Annotated in this window: 15 protein-coding genes and 1 tRNA gene; 4 read left to right on the top strand and 12 right to left on the bottom strand. The window is 61.8% G+C overall.

Annotation, left to right across the window (positions count from 1 at the left end; translation table 11 throughout):
- Positions 1-69: 69 nt before the first annotated feature.
- Positions 70-327 carry a hypothetical protein gene (locus CO670_RS27560; RefSeq protein WP_097593132.1) on the bottom strand — a complete coding sequence of 86 codons (258 nt, stop codon included), beginning with the start codon at positions 325-327 and terminating at the stop codon, positions 70-72.
- 168 nt (positions 328-495) lie between these two features.
- Here CO670_RS27560 and CO670_RS27555 point away from each other — a divergent pair, with 168 nt between their 5' ends.
- Positions 496-1,014, top strand: coding sequence for a DUF2937 family protein (locus CO670_RS27555; protein ID WP_097593131.1), 519 nt, complete (start codon positions 496-498; stop codon positions 1,012-1,014).
- A gap of 86 nt (positions 1,015-1,100) precedes the next feature.
- Entirely contained in the window at positions 1,101-1,346 is a 246-nt protein-coding gene (locus CO670_RS27550; RefSeq protein WP_097593130.1) for a DUF982 domain-containing protein, read from the top strand.
- 50 nt (positions 1,347-1,396) lie between these two features.
- Here the strand turns inward: CO670_RS27550 and CO670_RS27545 are convergent.
- Together CO670_RS27545 and CO670_RS27540 are read right to left on the bottom strand one after the other, a co-directional pair.
- Positions 1,397-1,473: transfer RNA gene (locus tag CO670_RS27545), tRNA-Arg, on the bottom strand.
- Between the two features lie 155 nt (positions 1,474-1,628).
- Complete coding sequence (locus CO670_RS27540) at positions 1,629-2,792, bottom strand: M20 aminoacylase family protein (protein ID WP_097593129.1); 1,164 nt, start codon at positions 2,790-2,792, stop codon at positions 1,629-1,631.
- A gap of 156 nt (positions 2,793-2,948) precedes the next feature.
- Here CO670_RS27540 and CO670_RS27535 point away from each other — a divergent pair, with 156 nt between their 5' ends.
- Both CO670_RS27535 and CO670_RS27530 read left to right on the top strand, forming a co-directional pair.
- The gene (locus CO670_RS27535) at positions 2,949-4,082 is read left to right on the top strand and encodes a D-alanyl-D-alanine carboxypeptidase family protein (RefSeq protein ID WP_097593128.1); all 1,134 of its coding nucleotides are present in this window, start codon (positions 2,949-2,951) and stop codon (positions 4,080-4,082) included.
- A gap of 11 nt (positions 4,083-4,093) precedes the next feature.
- Positions 4,094-5,251 carry a GTP-binding protein gene (locus CO670_RS27530; RefSeq protein ID WP_097593127.1) on the top strand — a complete coding sequence of 386 codons (1,158 nt, stop codon included), beginning with the start codon at positions 4,094-4,096 and terminating at the stop codon, positions 5,249-5,251.
- Positions 5,252-5,270: 19 nt separating this feature from the next.
- On the opposite strand, the gene CO670_RS27525 is transcribed toward CO670_RS27530, so the two are convergent.
- The 9 genes from CO670_RS27525 to CO670_RS33110 all read right to left on the bottom strand — a co-directional run bounded on the left by CO670_RS27525 (position 5,271) and on the right by CO670_RS33110 (position 13,302).
- Positions 5,271-6,041 (bottom strand): FadR/GntR family transcriptional regulator, encoded by a 771-nt coding sequence (locus tag CO670_RS27525; RefSeq protein WP_097593126.1) that lies wholly within the window; start codon positions 6,039-6,041, stop codon positions 5,271-5,273.
- Positions 6,042-6,050: 9 nt separating this feature from the next.
- Positions 6,051-7,331: a TRAP transporter large permease gene (locus tag CO670_RS27520; RefSeq protein ID WP_097593125.1), complete on the bottom strand. Its 1,281-nt coding sequence runs from the start codon at positions 7,329-7,331 to the stop codon at positions 6,051-6,053.
- Between the two features lie 4 nt (positions 7,332-7,335).
- Positions 7,336-7,914, bottom strand: a complete 579-nt coding sequence (locus tag CO670_RS27515; protein WP_097593138.1) for a TRAP transporter small permease — start codon at positions 7,912-7,914, stop codon at positions 7,336-7,338.
- A gap of 142 nt (positions 7,915-8,056) precedes the next feature.
- Positions 8,057-9,034 (bottom strand): TRAP transporter substrate-binding protein, encoded by a 978-nt coding sequence (locus tag CO670_RS27510; protein ID WP_097593124.1) that lies wholly within the window; start codon positions 9,032-9,034, stop codon positions 8,057-8,059.
- Positions 9,035-9,497: 463 nt separating this feature from the next.
- On the bottom strand, positions 9,498-9,722 hold the full coding sequence (locus tag CO670_RS27505; protein ID WP_088689252.1) for a sulfurtransferase TusA family protein: 225 nt from the start codon (positions 9,720-9,722) through the stop codon (positions 9,498-9,500).
- A 5-nt stretch (positions 9,723-9,727) separates the two neighbouring features.
- Positions 9,728-10,954, bottom strand: coding sequence for a murein L,D-transpeptidase family protein (locus CO670_RS27500; RefSeq protein ID WP_097593123.1), 1,227 nt, complete (start codon positions 10,952-10,954; stop codon positions 9,728-9,730).
- A 197-nt stretch (positions 10,955-11,151) separates the two neighbouring features.
- A complete protein-coding gene (locus CO670_RS27495) occupies positions 11,152-12,105 on the bottom strand; it encodes an acetyl-CoA carboxylase carboxyltransferase subunit alpha (protein ID WP_008527808.1) in 954 nt (317 codons plus the stop codon).
- 62 nt (positions 12,106-12,167) lie between these two features.
- The gene (gene xerD, locus CO670_RS27490; protein WP_097593122.1) at positions 12,168-13,121 is read right to left on the bottom strand and encodes a site-specific tyrosine recombinase XerD; all 954 of its coding nucleotides are present in this window, start codon (positions 13,119-13,121) and stop codon (positions 12,168-12,170) included.
- A gap of 4 nt (positions 13,122-13,125) precedes the next feature.
- Positions 13,126-13,302 (bottom strand): hypothetical protein, encoded by a 177-nt coding sequence (locus CO670_RS33110; RefSeq protein WP_088677634.1) that lies wholly within the window; start codon positions 13,300-13,302, stop codon positions 13,126-13,128.
- Positions 13,303-13,412: the final 110 nt, after the last annotated feature.

The following is a 13,412-nucleotide window of genomic DNA, read 5'->3' as shown; positions in this document are numbered from 1 at the left end:
CCAATAAACCGTCCAACTTTACGGGGTCAGTTCAGAGGATCGGCCGGGCTTTTCACGCAGGGGATTGCCTTATCGGCAGATCCGGGTTTCCTTGACGACCGTATGGCCGTGGCGGCGGATCTTTTCGGTCTTGGTGAAGCAGTCACGCGACACGCGATGCGACATATAATGGCGGTAGTGGGGACGATGGCGGTAATAGGGCCGTTCGGATTCGCCGTAATAGGGACGGGGGTTATCCGTGGTGATGGTGACGCTGGCCGCCTGAGACGGCATGGCTGACAAAACGGACGCTGCGGCGAGCGTGCAGGCGAGGATAAGCTGTTTCATGACGAGCCTCTCTTTCTCAGTTGCTCACGGGAGCAACTTGTTGGGTCACGCCATCAACTCGCCGGAAGCGTTGCCGGTTCAATCACATAGGGTTACCGATTGTGTCGAAGGGAGAAACCTTTGGCCCGCCGGCTCGTTAGCGCAGAGGAATAGCCGGAGGCACCGATCATGGGACCGATTGCCAGAATAGTCGCCATCGCCGCCGGGCTTGCCGGCGGCACGGTCTTCTCGCAGGCGCCGGAATTCGCCCAGCAATACCGCCAGCGGATCGGCGGCGCGCTCGATGAATTGCGCGTCATCGTCGAGGACTTCAACAGGCAGGCCGCCGCCCACCAGCTCGATCGCCAGCAGGCGCTCAACGCCTATGCCCAATCCCCCGACGATTTTTTGCGCGACCGCGGCGTCTCCATGCAAAGCACGATCACGCGCTACGAAACGCTGCTTTCGCAACAGCTGAAACTCGGCACCGCTGCCCCTGTCGCCAAGCCCTTCGTGCTGATGCGGAATGCCGATGATGTGGTTTTCGCCAATACCTGGCGCGATTTCGTGCCCGGCGTACCCGTCGGTTTTGCCGGTCTCGCCTGGGGCGCGATCGGGTTTATCGGCGGGTGGATCATGGCTGCGCTGCTGGGATTTGGGGCGCGGCGCGTTGTGCGCAGAAGAGCAACCTATCGTCAGGTGCCGTGAATGGGTACAGGACACTCGTTCGCCGGTTTACAAAGCGAGACCGGTCATTCTAACTACTCCCGCAACACGCAAGGCAGGCAAAGACAATGCAAACCATTTGGAAAAAGCCGGTGACGATCGCCCTCAAAGGGCCGGACCAATGGGTGGTGATCCAGACCACCCAGGCTGCAACATGGGCGTTGATCGAAGACTGGCCGACCGACGAGGGGCCTGCTTTGGACCGGGCTTGCGCTGTCTGCGCGGATGTCATGTCAGGCAAGCGAAGCCGGGAAGAGGCGCGGCAGGCTTTTATCGAGGCTGCGATTGAAGCGGGGATTCCCATCAAGGAATGAAGTCGCGCCGCGATTGGCCATTCGGCTCGATCTGCTTGGCGCTTGAAAAATGGTGATCCCGGCGCGATTCGAACGCGCGACCCCCAGATTAGGAATCTGGTGCTCTATCCTGCTGAGCTACGGGACCACTTGACGCCATGCATACAAAAGGCTTGGCGCGAAGCCAAGCCTTAATTGTTGCCAAAGCATGTCGCGCAAAAGTGTGCGGCGGTTTTGCGATAACGACATGCGCAAAAACAAGAAACCTAAAGCGAGGAGCGATCTGAAAGATCGCGACGCGCTTTAGACACCGAGGCGCTGTTCGGCGAGGCGGACCCAGTAGGAGATGCCGTGGGCGATGGCGTCGTCGTTGAAGTCGTAGGCCGGGTTGTGCAGGCCGGCGCTGTCGCCGTTGCCGATGAAGATGAAGGCGCCGGGGCGGGCGTTCAGCATGTAGGAAAAATCCTCGCCGCCCATCATCGGATCGATCTCGGGATTCACGTTGGCCTCGCCGGCAATGGCGCTGGCGACGGCGACGGCATGTTCGGTCTCGTCGGGGTGGTTGATGGTGACGGGATAATTGCGGTGGAAGCTGATTTCGGCGTCGGCGCCGTGGGCTGCGACCACGCCTTCGATGACCTGCCGCAGCCGGGTCTCGGCGAGCGTGCGTATCTCGGGATCGAGGGTGCGGACCGTGCCGGCGAAAGTCGCGTCGTTCGGAATGACGTTATGAGCGAAACCGGCATTGAACTTGGTGACGGAGACGACCACGGAGGCCAGCGGATCGATCGTGCGCGAGGCGATCATCTGCAGGTTGGTGACGATCTGGGCGCCGATGGCGATCGGGTCGATTGTGCGGTGCGGCTGGGCGGCGTGGCCGCCGCGGCCCTTGATGGTGACGGTGAATTCGTCGGTCGCCGCCATGATGGCGCCCTTGCGGATGGCGAACTGTCCCACAGGCAGGCCGGGCAGGTTGTGCATGCCATAGACCTCTTCGATGCCGAAGCGCTCCATCATGCCGTCCTGGACCATCAGATTGCCGCCGCCGCCGCCTTCTTCGGCGGGCTGGAAGATGACGGCGATATTGCCGTTGAAATTGCGGGTCTCGGCCAGGTATTTCGCCGCGCCGAGCAGCATGGCGGTATGGCCGTCATGGCCGCAGGCATGCATCTTGCCTGGCGTCTTCGATGCCCAGGGCTTGCCGGTGATTTCGGTGACCGGCAGCGCATCCATGTCGGCGCGCAGGCCGACCGTGCGGCGGCCTTCGCCCTTGCCCTTGATCAGGCCGACGACCCCGGTGCGGCCGATGCCGGTGACGATCTCGTCGACGCCGAATTCCTTGAGCTTTTCGGCAACGAAGGCGGCCGTGTTTTCCACCGCGAAAAGGAGCTCGGGCCGGGCGTGGATATGGCGGCGCCATTCGGCGACTTCGTCCTGCAATTCGGCGGCTCTGTTCAAAATCGGCATATTGGCGTTCCTGTTATCAATCCCGGCAATCGTTGATCGCTTCACAAGGGCGTGAGGCTCATGCAAATTACTTCGTCAATGACCTTTGCCATGTCATAGCCATATAGGCTAGATAGGTGAAGCTTTCGAGATTTCCTGATATCTGAAGGATGAGCCGTGTCGACGAGCCACTTTGGTTTATTTGCCGCATTGCGGCCACTTAGCTTCATAGTCGCCGCGACTGCCGGTTTTCTTGCTTCCGTCCCGCTCGCCCAGGCCAATCCGCATATTCTCGTCGACGTGCAGACCGGCCGTGTGCTCGAGCACGAAGAAGCCTTCCGCAAATGGTATCCGGCCTCGCTCACCAAGCTGATGACCGTCTATACCGTGTTCGACGCGATCCGCGCCGGTCAGATCAGCCTCGACACGCCTATTGTCATCAGCAAGCGCGCCGCCGCGCAGCCAGCCGCCAAGATGTATTTTAAACCGGGCCAGAAGCTGACGCTCGACAGCGCGCTGAAGATCCTGCTGGTGAAATCGGCGAACGACGTCGCGGTTGCGGTCGCCGAAGCCGTCGGCGGTACGCAGGAAGGCTTCGTGACGCGCATGAACGGCGCGGCGCTGAAGCTCGGCATGACGGATTCGCACTTCGTCAACCCGAACGGCCTGCCCGGCAAGGGCCAATATACGACGGCGCGCGATCTCGCGGTGCTGACGGTGGCGCTGCGCCGCGATTTTCCGCAATATGCCGGCTATTTCTCGCTCGAGGGCTTTACGACCGGCCAGCAGAACGTGCCGAACCTCAACATGCTGATCGGCCGTTTCGCCGGCGCGGACGGCATGAAGACCGGCTTCATCTGTGCCTCGGGCTTCAACCAGATCGGCTCGGCGACGCGCAACGGCCGCACGCTGGTTTCCGTCGTGCTCGGCACGGACAGCCTTGCGGCACGCGCCGATGCGACGGCGAACCTTTTGCAGAAGGGCTTCACCACCCAGATGCCCGCTCCCGATACACTCGGTTCGCTGCGGCCATATGGGCCGGGCCAGGACCAGGTGACCGACATTACCGCCGATATCTGCAGCGCCAAGGGCGCCAAGATCCGCAGCGAAACGCGCGATGAGGTCGGCCGCATGAAGGTGCAGTCGCCCTATATAAGAGAAATGGACCATGAGCCGCAATTCGTCTTTGCCGGCCTCATTCCAGGGCAGGATCCGCAGCCGGCGCAGAAGCCGGAAAAGGTGGCGCGTGGCGATACGGCGGGAACGATCGCCAATGTGCCGGTGCCGATGCCGCGCCCGACAGCTTTCTAAGGCAAGGTGAGATGAGTGCGCTCAACGACAGGATCCCGGTCACCATCCTGACCGGCTTTCTCGGCGCCGGCAAATCGACGCTGCTCAACCGCATCCTCAAAGATCCCTCGATGAAGGACGCGGCTGTCATCATCAACGAGTTCGGCGATGTCGGGATCGACCATCTCCTGGTCGAAAGCTCCGGCGATTCGATCATCGAGCTGTCGGACGGCTGCCTGTGCTGCACCGTGCGCGGCGAACTTGTGGATACGCTGGCGAACCTGATGGACGCCGTGCAGACGGGCCGCGTCAAACCGGTGAAGCGCGTCGTCATCGAAACGACCGGACTTGCCGACCCGGCGCCGGTGATGCAGGCGATCATGGGCAATCCGATCATTGCCACGAATTTCGAACTCGACGGCGTCGTCACCGTCGTGGATGCGGTGAACGGGCTGCAGACGCTCGGCAATCACGAGGAAGCGCGCAAGCAGGCGGCGGTCGCCGACCGGCTGATCGTCTCGAAAAGGTCGATGGCCGATGAGACGGATGCCTTGGAAAAATGCCTGAGATCGCTCAATCCGCGCGCCGCGATGATGGATGCGGACAGCGTCGAGGCAGGCACCGCGGCGGTGCTGGTGAACGGGCTCTACGATCCTGCGACGAAGATCGCCGATGTCGGCCGCTGGCTGCATGACGAGGATGCGCACGAGGCGCATCATCGCCATCACCACCATGGCGATCATGGGCATCATCACCACCACGATCATCATCATGGCCATGCGGATCAGGATCCGCATGACGTCAACCGCCATGACGCCTCGATCCGGTCTTTCTCCATCATCGAGGAAAAGCCGATCGATCCGATGGCGCTCGACATGTTCATCGATCTTCTGCGCTCGGCCCATGGCGAGAAGCTCTTGAGAATGAAGGCGATCGTTTCCGTCTCCGACCGGCCGGAGCGGCCGCTGGTGCTGCATGGCGTCCAGAGCATTTTCCATCCGCCGGTGCGTCTTGCCGCCTGGCCGGACCCGCAGGACCGGCGCACGCGCATGGTGCTGATCACCAAGGACCTGCCGGAGGCTTTCGTGAAGGATCTCTTCGACGCCTTTCTCGGCAAGCCGCGCATCGATACGCCGGATCGCGCAGCGCTGTCGGACAATCCGCTCGCCATTCCCGGCATGCGGATCTAGATCTAGCGCGCGATCTTCGTCAGGCCTTTTTAGGGGTGCCCGAAAGCCATCGGGCCTGCTGGCCGCTCAACAGGACGCGATAGCGCTCCTGGCTTGCGGTCAGATGGGCGCGCATGGCGGCGCGGGCCGCTTCCGGGTCGCCGGCCGAAATCGCCTTCAGAATTGCCAGATGCTCGCGCTGCAGGCCTTCCTGATAGTCGCGCGACAGCGTGCTGTCCGTCCCCCAGGGTGAGGCTACATCGCAGGGGATCGCCCGCATGCCAAGCGCGTCGAGAACTTCCACATAATATGAATTGTTGGTGGCCGCGGCGATTTGCCGGTGGAAGGCGAAGTCGCTCTTGCCCGTTGCTTCGCCGCGCTCCAGCAGCCGGTCGAATTCGAAGAACGCTTCCTGGATCTGCGCCTCCTGGGCGGCATTGCGGCGCAGCGCGGCAAGTCCGGCGCTTTCGATCTCCAGCCCCATGCGCACCTCGATGACGTTGAGCGCATGGGAAATCTTGTTGCCGACATCCAAGCTGATCGAGCTGAAGGCGATCGTCGGGTGATTCTTGACGAAAACGCCTGCCCCCTGCCGCGCCTCGACGAGCCCGTCGGCGGCAAGGGTTGCGATCGCCTCGCGGACGACCGTGCGGCTGACGCCGAAAAGTTCGCCCATGCGGGTCTCCGTCGGCAGCTTTTCGCCGGGCGTGTATTCGCCTGACAAGACTTGGCTGCGGATGGCTGAAACCACGCTTTCGCAGAGTTTCGGCTTTCGCTCGATCTTCAGAACAACGGCTGTATCGGCAGCCATGTCGGCCTCCTATTTGAACACGGCCGGCAGCCACAGCGAAATTGCCGGGATGTAGGTGACCAGCCCGAGCACCACGAGGCCCGCGCCGTAGAACGGCCAAATCGAGCGCATCGCCTCCCAGACGGAAATCTTGCCGACCGCGCAAGCCACGAACTGCACCGCGCCGACCGGAGGGGTGTTCAGCCCGATGCCGAAATTCAGGATCATGATCACGCCGAAATGCACCGGGTCGATGCCATAGGCCTGCGCCACCGGCAGGAAGATCGGCGTGCAGATGATGATGGTCGGCCCCATATCCATGAAAGTGCCGAGCACCAGCATGAGGACGTTGAGCAGGAGCAGCACCGTCAGCGGGTCGTCGGCGACCGACTTCATCCAGAGAACCAGCGAGGCCGGCACCTTGAGGAAGGCCATCAGCCAGGAGAATGCGGCGGCGGTGCCGATGATCAGCAGCACCATTGCGGTGGTACGCACAGCGCCTTGCGTGGCGTGGACAAAGTCTTTCCAGCTCATCTGCCGGTAGACGAAGATGGTCACCAGCAACGCGTAGATGACGGCGATGCAGGAGCTTTCCGTCGCCGTGAAGATGCCGGACCTTACGCCGCCGAAGATGATGGCGATCAGCAGAAGCCCGGGCACTGCGACGGCAAGCAAATGCGCCACCATGGCCAGGCCGGGAAAGGGCTCCGTGGGATAACCGCGCGAGCGTGCGACGATGTAGGCGGTCACCATCAGCGCTGCCGCAAGCAGCAGGCCGGGCAGCACGCCGGCGGTGAACAGGTCGGCAATGGATATCTTGCCGCCGGCCGAGATCGAATAGATGATCATGTTGTGGGATGGCGGCAGGAGCAGCGCGATCAGAGCCGCCATCGACGTGACGTTGACCGCGTAATCGGCGCCATAGCCGCGCTGCTTCATCTGCGGGATCATCAGGCCGCCGACGGCTGCGGCTTCGGCCACGGCCGAACCGGAAATGCCGCCGAACAGGGTTGCCGTGACGATGTTGACCTGTCCGAGCCCGCCGCGCACGTGTCCGACCAATGATGCGGCGAAGGCGACGATGCGGCTCGCAATGCCGCCACGCACCATCAGATCGCCGGCATAGATGAAGAAGGGGATGGCAAGCAGCGAAAATACGCTCATGCCGGAGTTGAGCCGCTGAAAGATGACCAACGGCGGCAGGCCCATGTAGAGCACCGTGGCGAAGCTGGCGACGCCGAGGCAGAAGGCGATCGGCGTACCGATCAGCATCAGGGCGGTGAAAACACCAAACAGGATCCAGAGTTCCATCGCGTTACACCTTCAAGTTGGCCTTCGGGTCGACATTGATGTTTTCGATCTCGACGGCGATCTCCGCCGGCAGAACCTCATCCAGCACCTCGTCGATCGGTTCGCCGGCGAGGCGCAGCACGATCCGCTCCAGCGAGAAGATCACGGCAAGCACGCCGCCAGCGGCGAGCGGCAGATAATCGAACGCGCCCGAGATACCCAGCGACGGCAAGGTGGTGTTCCAGGTCAGGCTGATGAGCGCGCCGCCGTACCAGATCATGCCGGCACCGAAGGCGAGGATGACGATGTCCGAGATCATGCGCAGCACGCGCTTTCCGGATTTAGGCAGCACATAGAGCAGCACGTCGAAGCCAAGATGATTGTTTTCCCGGATGCCGACGGCGGCGCCCAGGAAGATGAACCAGCTCATCAGCATGACCGAGCCGGGCTCCGTCCAGCTCGGCGAGTCGTTCAGCACGTAGCGGCAAAATACCTGCCAGGCGACAAAGACCGTCATCAGCACCAGGCCGATGCCAGCGAGCCATAGCGCGGCGTTGCTCAGCCGCGTCAGGAAATTGGCGGCAGGTGTCAGGTTGTTCGACATAAGGGCCTCGTCGAAATGGGCGCTCACCATCCCTTATCGGGCGGATCGAAAGATGGGCACGAGACGGCGGAGAAACCGGGGTGGAGATATCTCCACCCCGACGGCTGACGCCATCCCTGATCAGAAAGAAGGCAGGTTGCGGCTACTGCACGGCCTTCACATCTTCGACCATCTTCTTCAGCACATCGTCCTTGACGTGCTTTTCGTAAACCGGCGCCATGGCGTCGATGAAGCCCTGCTTCTCAGGCGTGGTGATCTGCGCGCCGAGCTTTTCGACATTGGCGCGCGATTCGGCGACCTTGGCCGACCAGAGTTCGCGCTGCTTGCCGACGCTGTCCTTGGCTGCCTGCTTGAAAATCTCCTGATCCTCCGGCGTCAGCTTGTCGAACGCGGCCTTGTTCATGACGAACACTTCCGGCAGGATCGTATGCTCGTCGAGCGAATAGTTCTTCGCCACCTCGGCATGCTTGGCGGTGTCGTAGCTCGGGAAATTGTTCTCGGCGCCGTCGATGACGCCGGTTTCGATCCCCGAATAGACTTCGCCATAGGGCATCGGCGTGGCATTGGCGCCGAGGGCCGCCACCATATCGACGAAGATGTCGGACTGGATGACGCGGAACTTAAGACCCTTCATGTCGGCAACCGAGTTGATCGGCTTCGTCTTGTTGTAGAAGGAGCGGGCGCCGGCATCATAGAAGGCCAGCACGACGAGGCCGGCCGGTTCGAACGCCTTCTTGATCTGATCGCCGACCGCTCCGTCCATGACCTTGTGCATGTGGTCTTCCGAGCGGAAGATATAGGGCAGGGCCGGAACGATCGATTCCTTCACCGTGCCGTTGAAGGGCGCCATCGATACGCGGTTCAGCTCAATCACGCCGGAGCGCACCTGCTCGATCGTGTCCTTCTCCTCGCCGAGCTGGGCGGAATGATACACCTCGACCGAATAGCGGCCCTTGGTGCGCTCCTTGACCAGCTCGCCGAAATATTTGACGCCTTCGACGGTCGGATAGCCGTCGGGATGGGTATCGGATGATTTCAGTACGGTTTGAGCGCTGGCGGCGCTGCTCATGAACGCGGCGGCAACCATCAGGCCTGCCGCCAGTTTAACGAAATTTTTCATGCTATCCTCCCGTATTGCATTACAATTCACTTTTCATAGTCGGCGCGCCAGCTTTGCGAATCCAGGGAAGGAACCCTGCACGCGTCGCCTTCTTCCGGCGATATTCCACAATCAGGCACTGGCGTCGGTACGATTGAGAAGTTGTGAGAAGAGGCCAACCGGGCAAGCCAAATGCGGATCGACGTGGCCATCGGACCGATGGCACGGCTATTTGCATCTGCATGCAGGCGCTTGCGCTCTTCTCGTGGAACAGAGGTCTCGATCGACCCCTTATCCTGCCGCTCCTCCAACCGGCCCATTATGGCTAAAACCGGCAAGGGATAATGTCAACATACAAAAGTTGCCAAGTTGTATGATGAATTTTTGAACTGCTTCGACATTCGTCCTCGACGGCGGGAGCGTGGGCAGCGGAAAACGAAGGCGCGCGACGACGGCCTTCGGCTTGGCCTCATGGATGAGAAATTCAGCGCTTGCGGATCAGGAAGCGGTGGCCGTTATCGGTCTTTTCCGTCTCGACCAGTTCGTGGCCATCCTCATTGCAAAAATGCGGCATGTCGATCACCGCCAGAGGGTCGCTGGTATCGACGAGGATGAGTGCGCCGCTTGCCATGGCGGCAAGCTTCCTGCGCGTCTTCATCACGGGGAGTGGGCATTTCAGGCCGCGAAGATCGTAGAGAACGGGGTTCAAGCCGTTCAGTTCCGCGCCCAGAATTTCCAGAAGGGCTTCTTCGTCGCGGCGTCCGCCGTTTCCTGCGGTTCAGGCGCGGTATAGGCCAGCGGGTTCTGCGTCGGCACCGGCACGGCCGCCGGTGCCGCGGCGGCAACGGCAGTTGCCTGCGGCTGGGCGGGTGCCGCGGGCGTGGCGCCCGCCGCGGAGTTGGCTGTGAGGCTTTGCGCGGTGCGCTTGGCCATCATACCTTCGAGTTCGGCGACCTTGACCATGCGGCCGGCTTCGAGCGACGTGCCGGTCGGTGCGAAGGCGAGTTCGCGGCCCTTGCGCAGCTTGGCGACCACGGCCTTGCGCTCGGCTTCGGACGGGTCGTACCAGGCCATGCCGTCATATTTGCTCATCGCCTTGGCATAGTCGGCGTCATAGGTCTTGCCGTAGGAGGCAAGCGCAGCCGTCAGCGCCGGCGGTGTCGACATCACAGGGCATTTGCCGCCGGCATTGAAGGCGCCGCCATCGGTTGCCTGCTGGTTGAAGACATATTTCTTCTCGCAGACATTCACTTCGGGCGGGCGCTTCGTCACTTCGAAATTGTCGTAGCCGACCTTCAGCATCTTCCAGAAGTCGTAGCTCGGGTCGAGGCGGTGCTTCACCATGTTTTCCGCTGTCATGCGGAAGGGGAAGGCCTGCAGCTGCACGCTCGTCTGGCCGCCCTTGAAGGCGTCGCGGGCGAAGGCGTAGATCTCGAGCACCTGCTGGTCGGTCATCGAATAGCAGCCCGAGGACGAGCAGGCGCCATGGATCATCAGGTCGGAGCCGGTGCGGCCGTTCACCGCGTCGTAGCGGTTCGGGAAGCCGGTGTTGATCGCCAGATAATATTTCGAATTGGGGTTCAGGTTGGCGCGCGTCAGGTCGTAGAAGCCTTCCGGCGCCTGCCGGTCGCCGGTCTTGACCTTCGGGCCGAGACGGCCGGACCAGGCGCAGATCTTGTAATCGGCGATCTTGTCGAAACGGTTGTCGGTCTTCGCCTTCCAGATTTCGAGCGCGCCTTCTTCCTTGAAGATGCGGATCATGATCGGCGAATTGCGGTCCATGCCCTTGGCGGACATCTGCGCGAGGATATGGGATGGAAGCGGCTGCTCGACCTTGTTCTTGACCTTGGAAAGATCGACCTGCGCCGTTTCCAACGTATCGTTGCAGCCGGCCAGAGCCAGCGCCATGAGGGAGACATAGGCAAAATGACGTATGCGCATTCAAACTAGCCCATAAAGATGATGCGACCCGGTCCGCCTATGGAGTCCGGGCAGGAAGCGGAATCATAAGTGGCTTATACTTCACAAAGTCTTAACAGCCTATGACGTGCCCGGAATACCCCCGCAAGCGCAAATGTCACAGATAACATTATTGTGGCCAAGGTTTGGCCGCAATCGATACCGGCGCCAAGTCTTGCTTAGAGATTGCGGCCCATGTTCAGGAATTTCTGCCGCCGCTCGTTGCGCAATTGCTCGCCGGAACGCGAGGCCATTTCGCCGAGCGCATTGGCGATGACATCGCCGGTTGCCGCTATCACGCTGTCGGGATCGCGATGCGCGCCGCCGAGCGGCTCGGAAATGATGCCGTCGATGACGCCGAGCGATTTCAGGTCTTCGGCGGTGATCTTCATATTGGTCGCCGCTTCGCGGGCGCGGGTGGAATCGCGCCAGAGGATGGAGGCTGCGCCTTCCGGCGAGATGACGCTGTAGATCGAATGCTCGAGCATATAAACTCGGTTGCCGGTGGCGATCGCGATCGCGCCGCCCGAGCCGCCTTCGCCGATGACGACGGAAACGAGGGGAACCTTGACGCCGAGACACATTTCCGTCGAGCGGGCGATGGCTTCCGCCTGGCCGCGCTCTTCGGCGCCGACGCCGGGATAGGCGCCTGCCGTATCCACCAGCGAAATGACCGGCAGGCCGAAACGATCGGCCATTTCAAGGATGCGGATCGCCTTGCGGTAGCCTTCCGGACGGGGGCTGCCGAAATTGTGCTTGAGGCGCGTCTTGGTGTCGTTGCCCTTTTCCTGGCCGATGACGGCGACGGGCTGGCCGCGGAAGCGGGCGAGCCCGGCCTGGATCGCGGCATCCTCGGAAAATTTGCGGTCGCCGGCAAGCGGCGTGAATTCCTGGAACAGCGTCTTGGCGTAATCGACGAAATGCGGGCGCTGCGGATGGCGGGCGACCTGCGTCTTCTGCCAGGCATTGAGCTTGGAATAGATTTCGACGATCGCCTCGCGGACGCGAACCTCCAGCCTGCCGATCTCATCGGTGGTATCGATGCTCTCGTCTTCCGTTGCGAGCTTCTTCAGCTCGATGATCTTGCCTTCGAGGTCGGAGATCGGCTTTTCGAAGTCGAGATAATTGTGCATGAGGTGCGTTTCCGTTCCTTGTGCCCGGGGCGTTTTCCTGGCTCCGCCCCTTGTCGCCGGTCCTATTCGTGCTTTTTCGCCTGTTTGGCAAGGGGGTGATGCGTCTGGACGAGCTGCTGCAGCCTCTCTTCGAGCACATGCGTGTAGATCTGTGTGGTCGAAATGTCCGAATGGCCGAGGAGTTCCTGCACGACGCGCAGATCGGCGCCATTGGCAAGCAGATGGCTTGCAAAGGCATGGCGCATGACGTGCGGCGAGATCATCGAGGGCGTCAGACCGGCGCGGATCGCAAGGTTCTTGAGGTCGCGGGCGAAAACCTGGCGCGGCAGATAGCCTTCCTTGGAGGCGGCGGGAAACAGCCAGGGGCTTTCCTGCGGATCCTTGGCCGCGGCGTTTTCCGCCGCCATCAGGCGCCCGTAGGATTTCAAGGCCGATATCGCCGATTGCGAAAGCGGCACCAGCCGTTCCTTGTTGCCCTTGCCGCGGATCATCAGGAAGCGGCCCTCCTGATCGAGCACGCGGGCGGGGAGCGAAACGAGCTCGCTGACGCGCATGCCGGTGGCATAGAGCAGCTCCAGAAGCGCCAGCATGCGCAGGCGCTGCAACTGGCCGGCCGCCGGATCGTCCGCCTCGGCCTGCGCCTGGGAAAGCAGTCGGCTGACTTCCTCGACGCCCATCGTCTTCGGCAGGGGGCGGCCCTTCTTCGGCGCGTCGAGAACGCCTGTGGGATCGTCGGTGCGAATGCCTTCGGCATAGAGGAACTTGTAGAACTGCCGCATCGCCGCAAGCCGGCGGGCCTGCGAGGAAGGTTTGAAACCCTGGCCGGCAAGCGACGAGAGATAGGCGGCAAGATCGGCGGAGGCGGCTTCGGTGAGACGTATGCTGCGGCCGTTCAGGAAGGACCTGACGTCATCGAGGTCGCGCTCGTAGGATTGCAGTGTGTTGGCGGCCGCGCCGCGCTCGGCGCTCATCATCTCCAGGAAGGATTCCACATGAACGCGGCTGAGATCCCTCATGGCGTCATTTCCTGCTAGGATCGATCGTGCCCGTCGGCGGCGGGTTGACCCGCTCGGACGGAATGCGGATCGTTACGTCGCGCGGCTCGGGCTCGACGAAGGTCACAAGCGCCCACATCGCTCCGTAGACCGTCCCGGCGATGATCGCGCAGAAGAACAGGAAACGGAACAGGGTCGGCATCCGGCAACTCCTTCATGCTGTGCTTCTGTTATAAGAAGCGTATTCGCAAGTGCAAGAAGCGCCATTCAAGCCATGATTCCCTTGTCCGCGACTTGACGCTCCACCTGCAT

Source organism: Rhizobium sp. J15 (genome assembly GCF_002531825.1).
In the GTDB taxonomy this organism is placed as follows: Bacteria; Pseudomonadota; Alphaproteobacteria; order Rhizobiales; family Rhizobiaceae; genus Rhizobium.
This window is presented reverse-complemented; position numbering and strand designations above follow the sequence as displayed.

Coding starts and splice junctions, on each gene's coding strand:
- CO670_RS27560 (WP_097593132.1), bottom strand. CDS start 327: ATGAAACAGCTTATCCTCGCCTGCACGCTCGCCGCAGCGTCCGTTTTG.
- CO670_RS27555 (WP_097593131.1), top strand. CDS start 496: ATGGGACCGATTGCCAGAATAGTCGCCATCGCCGCCGGGCTTGCCGGC.
- CO670_RS27550 (WP_097593130.1), top strand. CDS start 1,101: ATGCAAACCATTTGGAAAAAGCCGGTGACGATCGCCCTCAAAGGGCCG.
- CO670_RS27540 (WP_097593129.1), bottom strand. CDS start 2,792: ATGCCGATTTTGAACAGAGCCGCCGAATTGCAGGACGAAGTCGCCGAA.
- CO670_RS27530 (WP_097593127.1), top strand. CDS start 4,094: ATGAGTGCGCTCAACGACAGGATCCCGGTCACCATCCTGACCGGCTTT.
- CO670_RS27525 (WP_097593126.1), bottom strand. CDS start 6,041: ATGGCTGCCGATACAGCCGTTGTTCTGAAGATCGAGCGAAAGCCGAAA.
- CO670_RS27520 (WP_097593125.1), bottom strand. CDS start 7,331: ATGGAACTCTGGATCCTGTTTGGTGTTTTCACCGCCCTGATGCTGATC.
- CO670_RS27515 (WP_097593138.1), bottom strand. CDS start 7,914: ATGTCGAACAACCTGACACCTGCCGCCAATTTCCTGACGCGGCTGAGC.
- CO670_RS27510 (WP_097593124.1), bottom strand. CDS start 9,034: ATGAAAAATTTCGTTAAACTGGCGGCAGGCCTGATGGTTGCCGCCGCG.
- CO670_RS27500 (WP_097593123.1), bottom strand. CDS start 10,954: ATGCGCATACGTCATTTTGCCTATGTCTCCCTCATGGCGCTGGCTCTG.
- CO670_RS27495 (WP_008527808.1), bottom strand. CDS start 12,105: ATGCACAATTATCTCGACTTCGAAAAGCCGATCTCCGACCTCGAAGGC.
- xerD (WP_097593122.1), bottom strand. CDS start 13,121: ATGAGGGATCTCAGCCGCGTTCATGTGGAATCCTTCCTGGAGATGATG.
- CO670_RS33110 (WP_088677634.1), bottom strand. CDS start 13,302: ATGCCGACCCTGTTCCGTTTCCTGTTCTTCTGCGCGATCATCGCCGGG.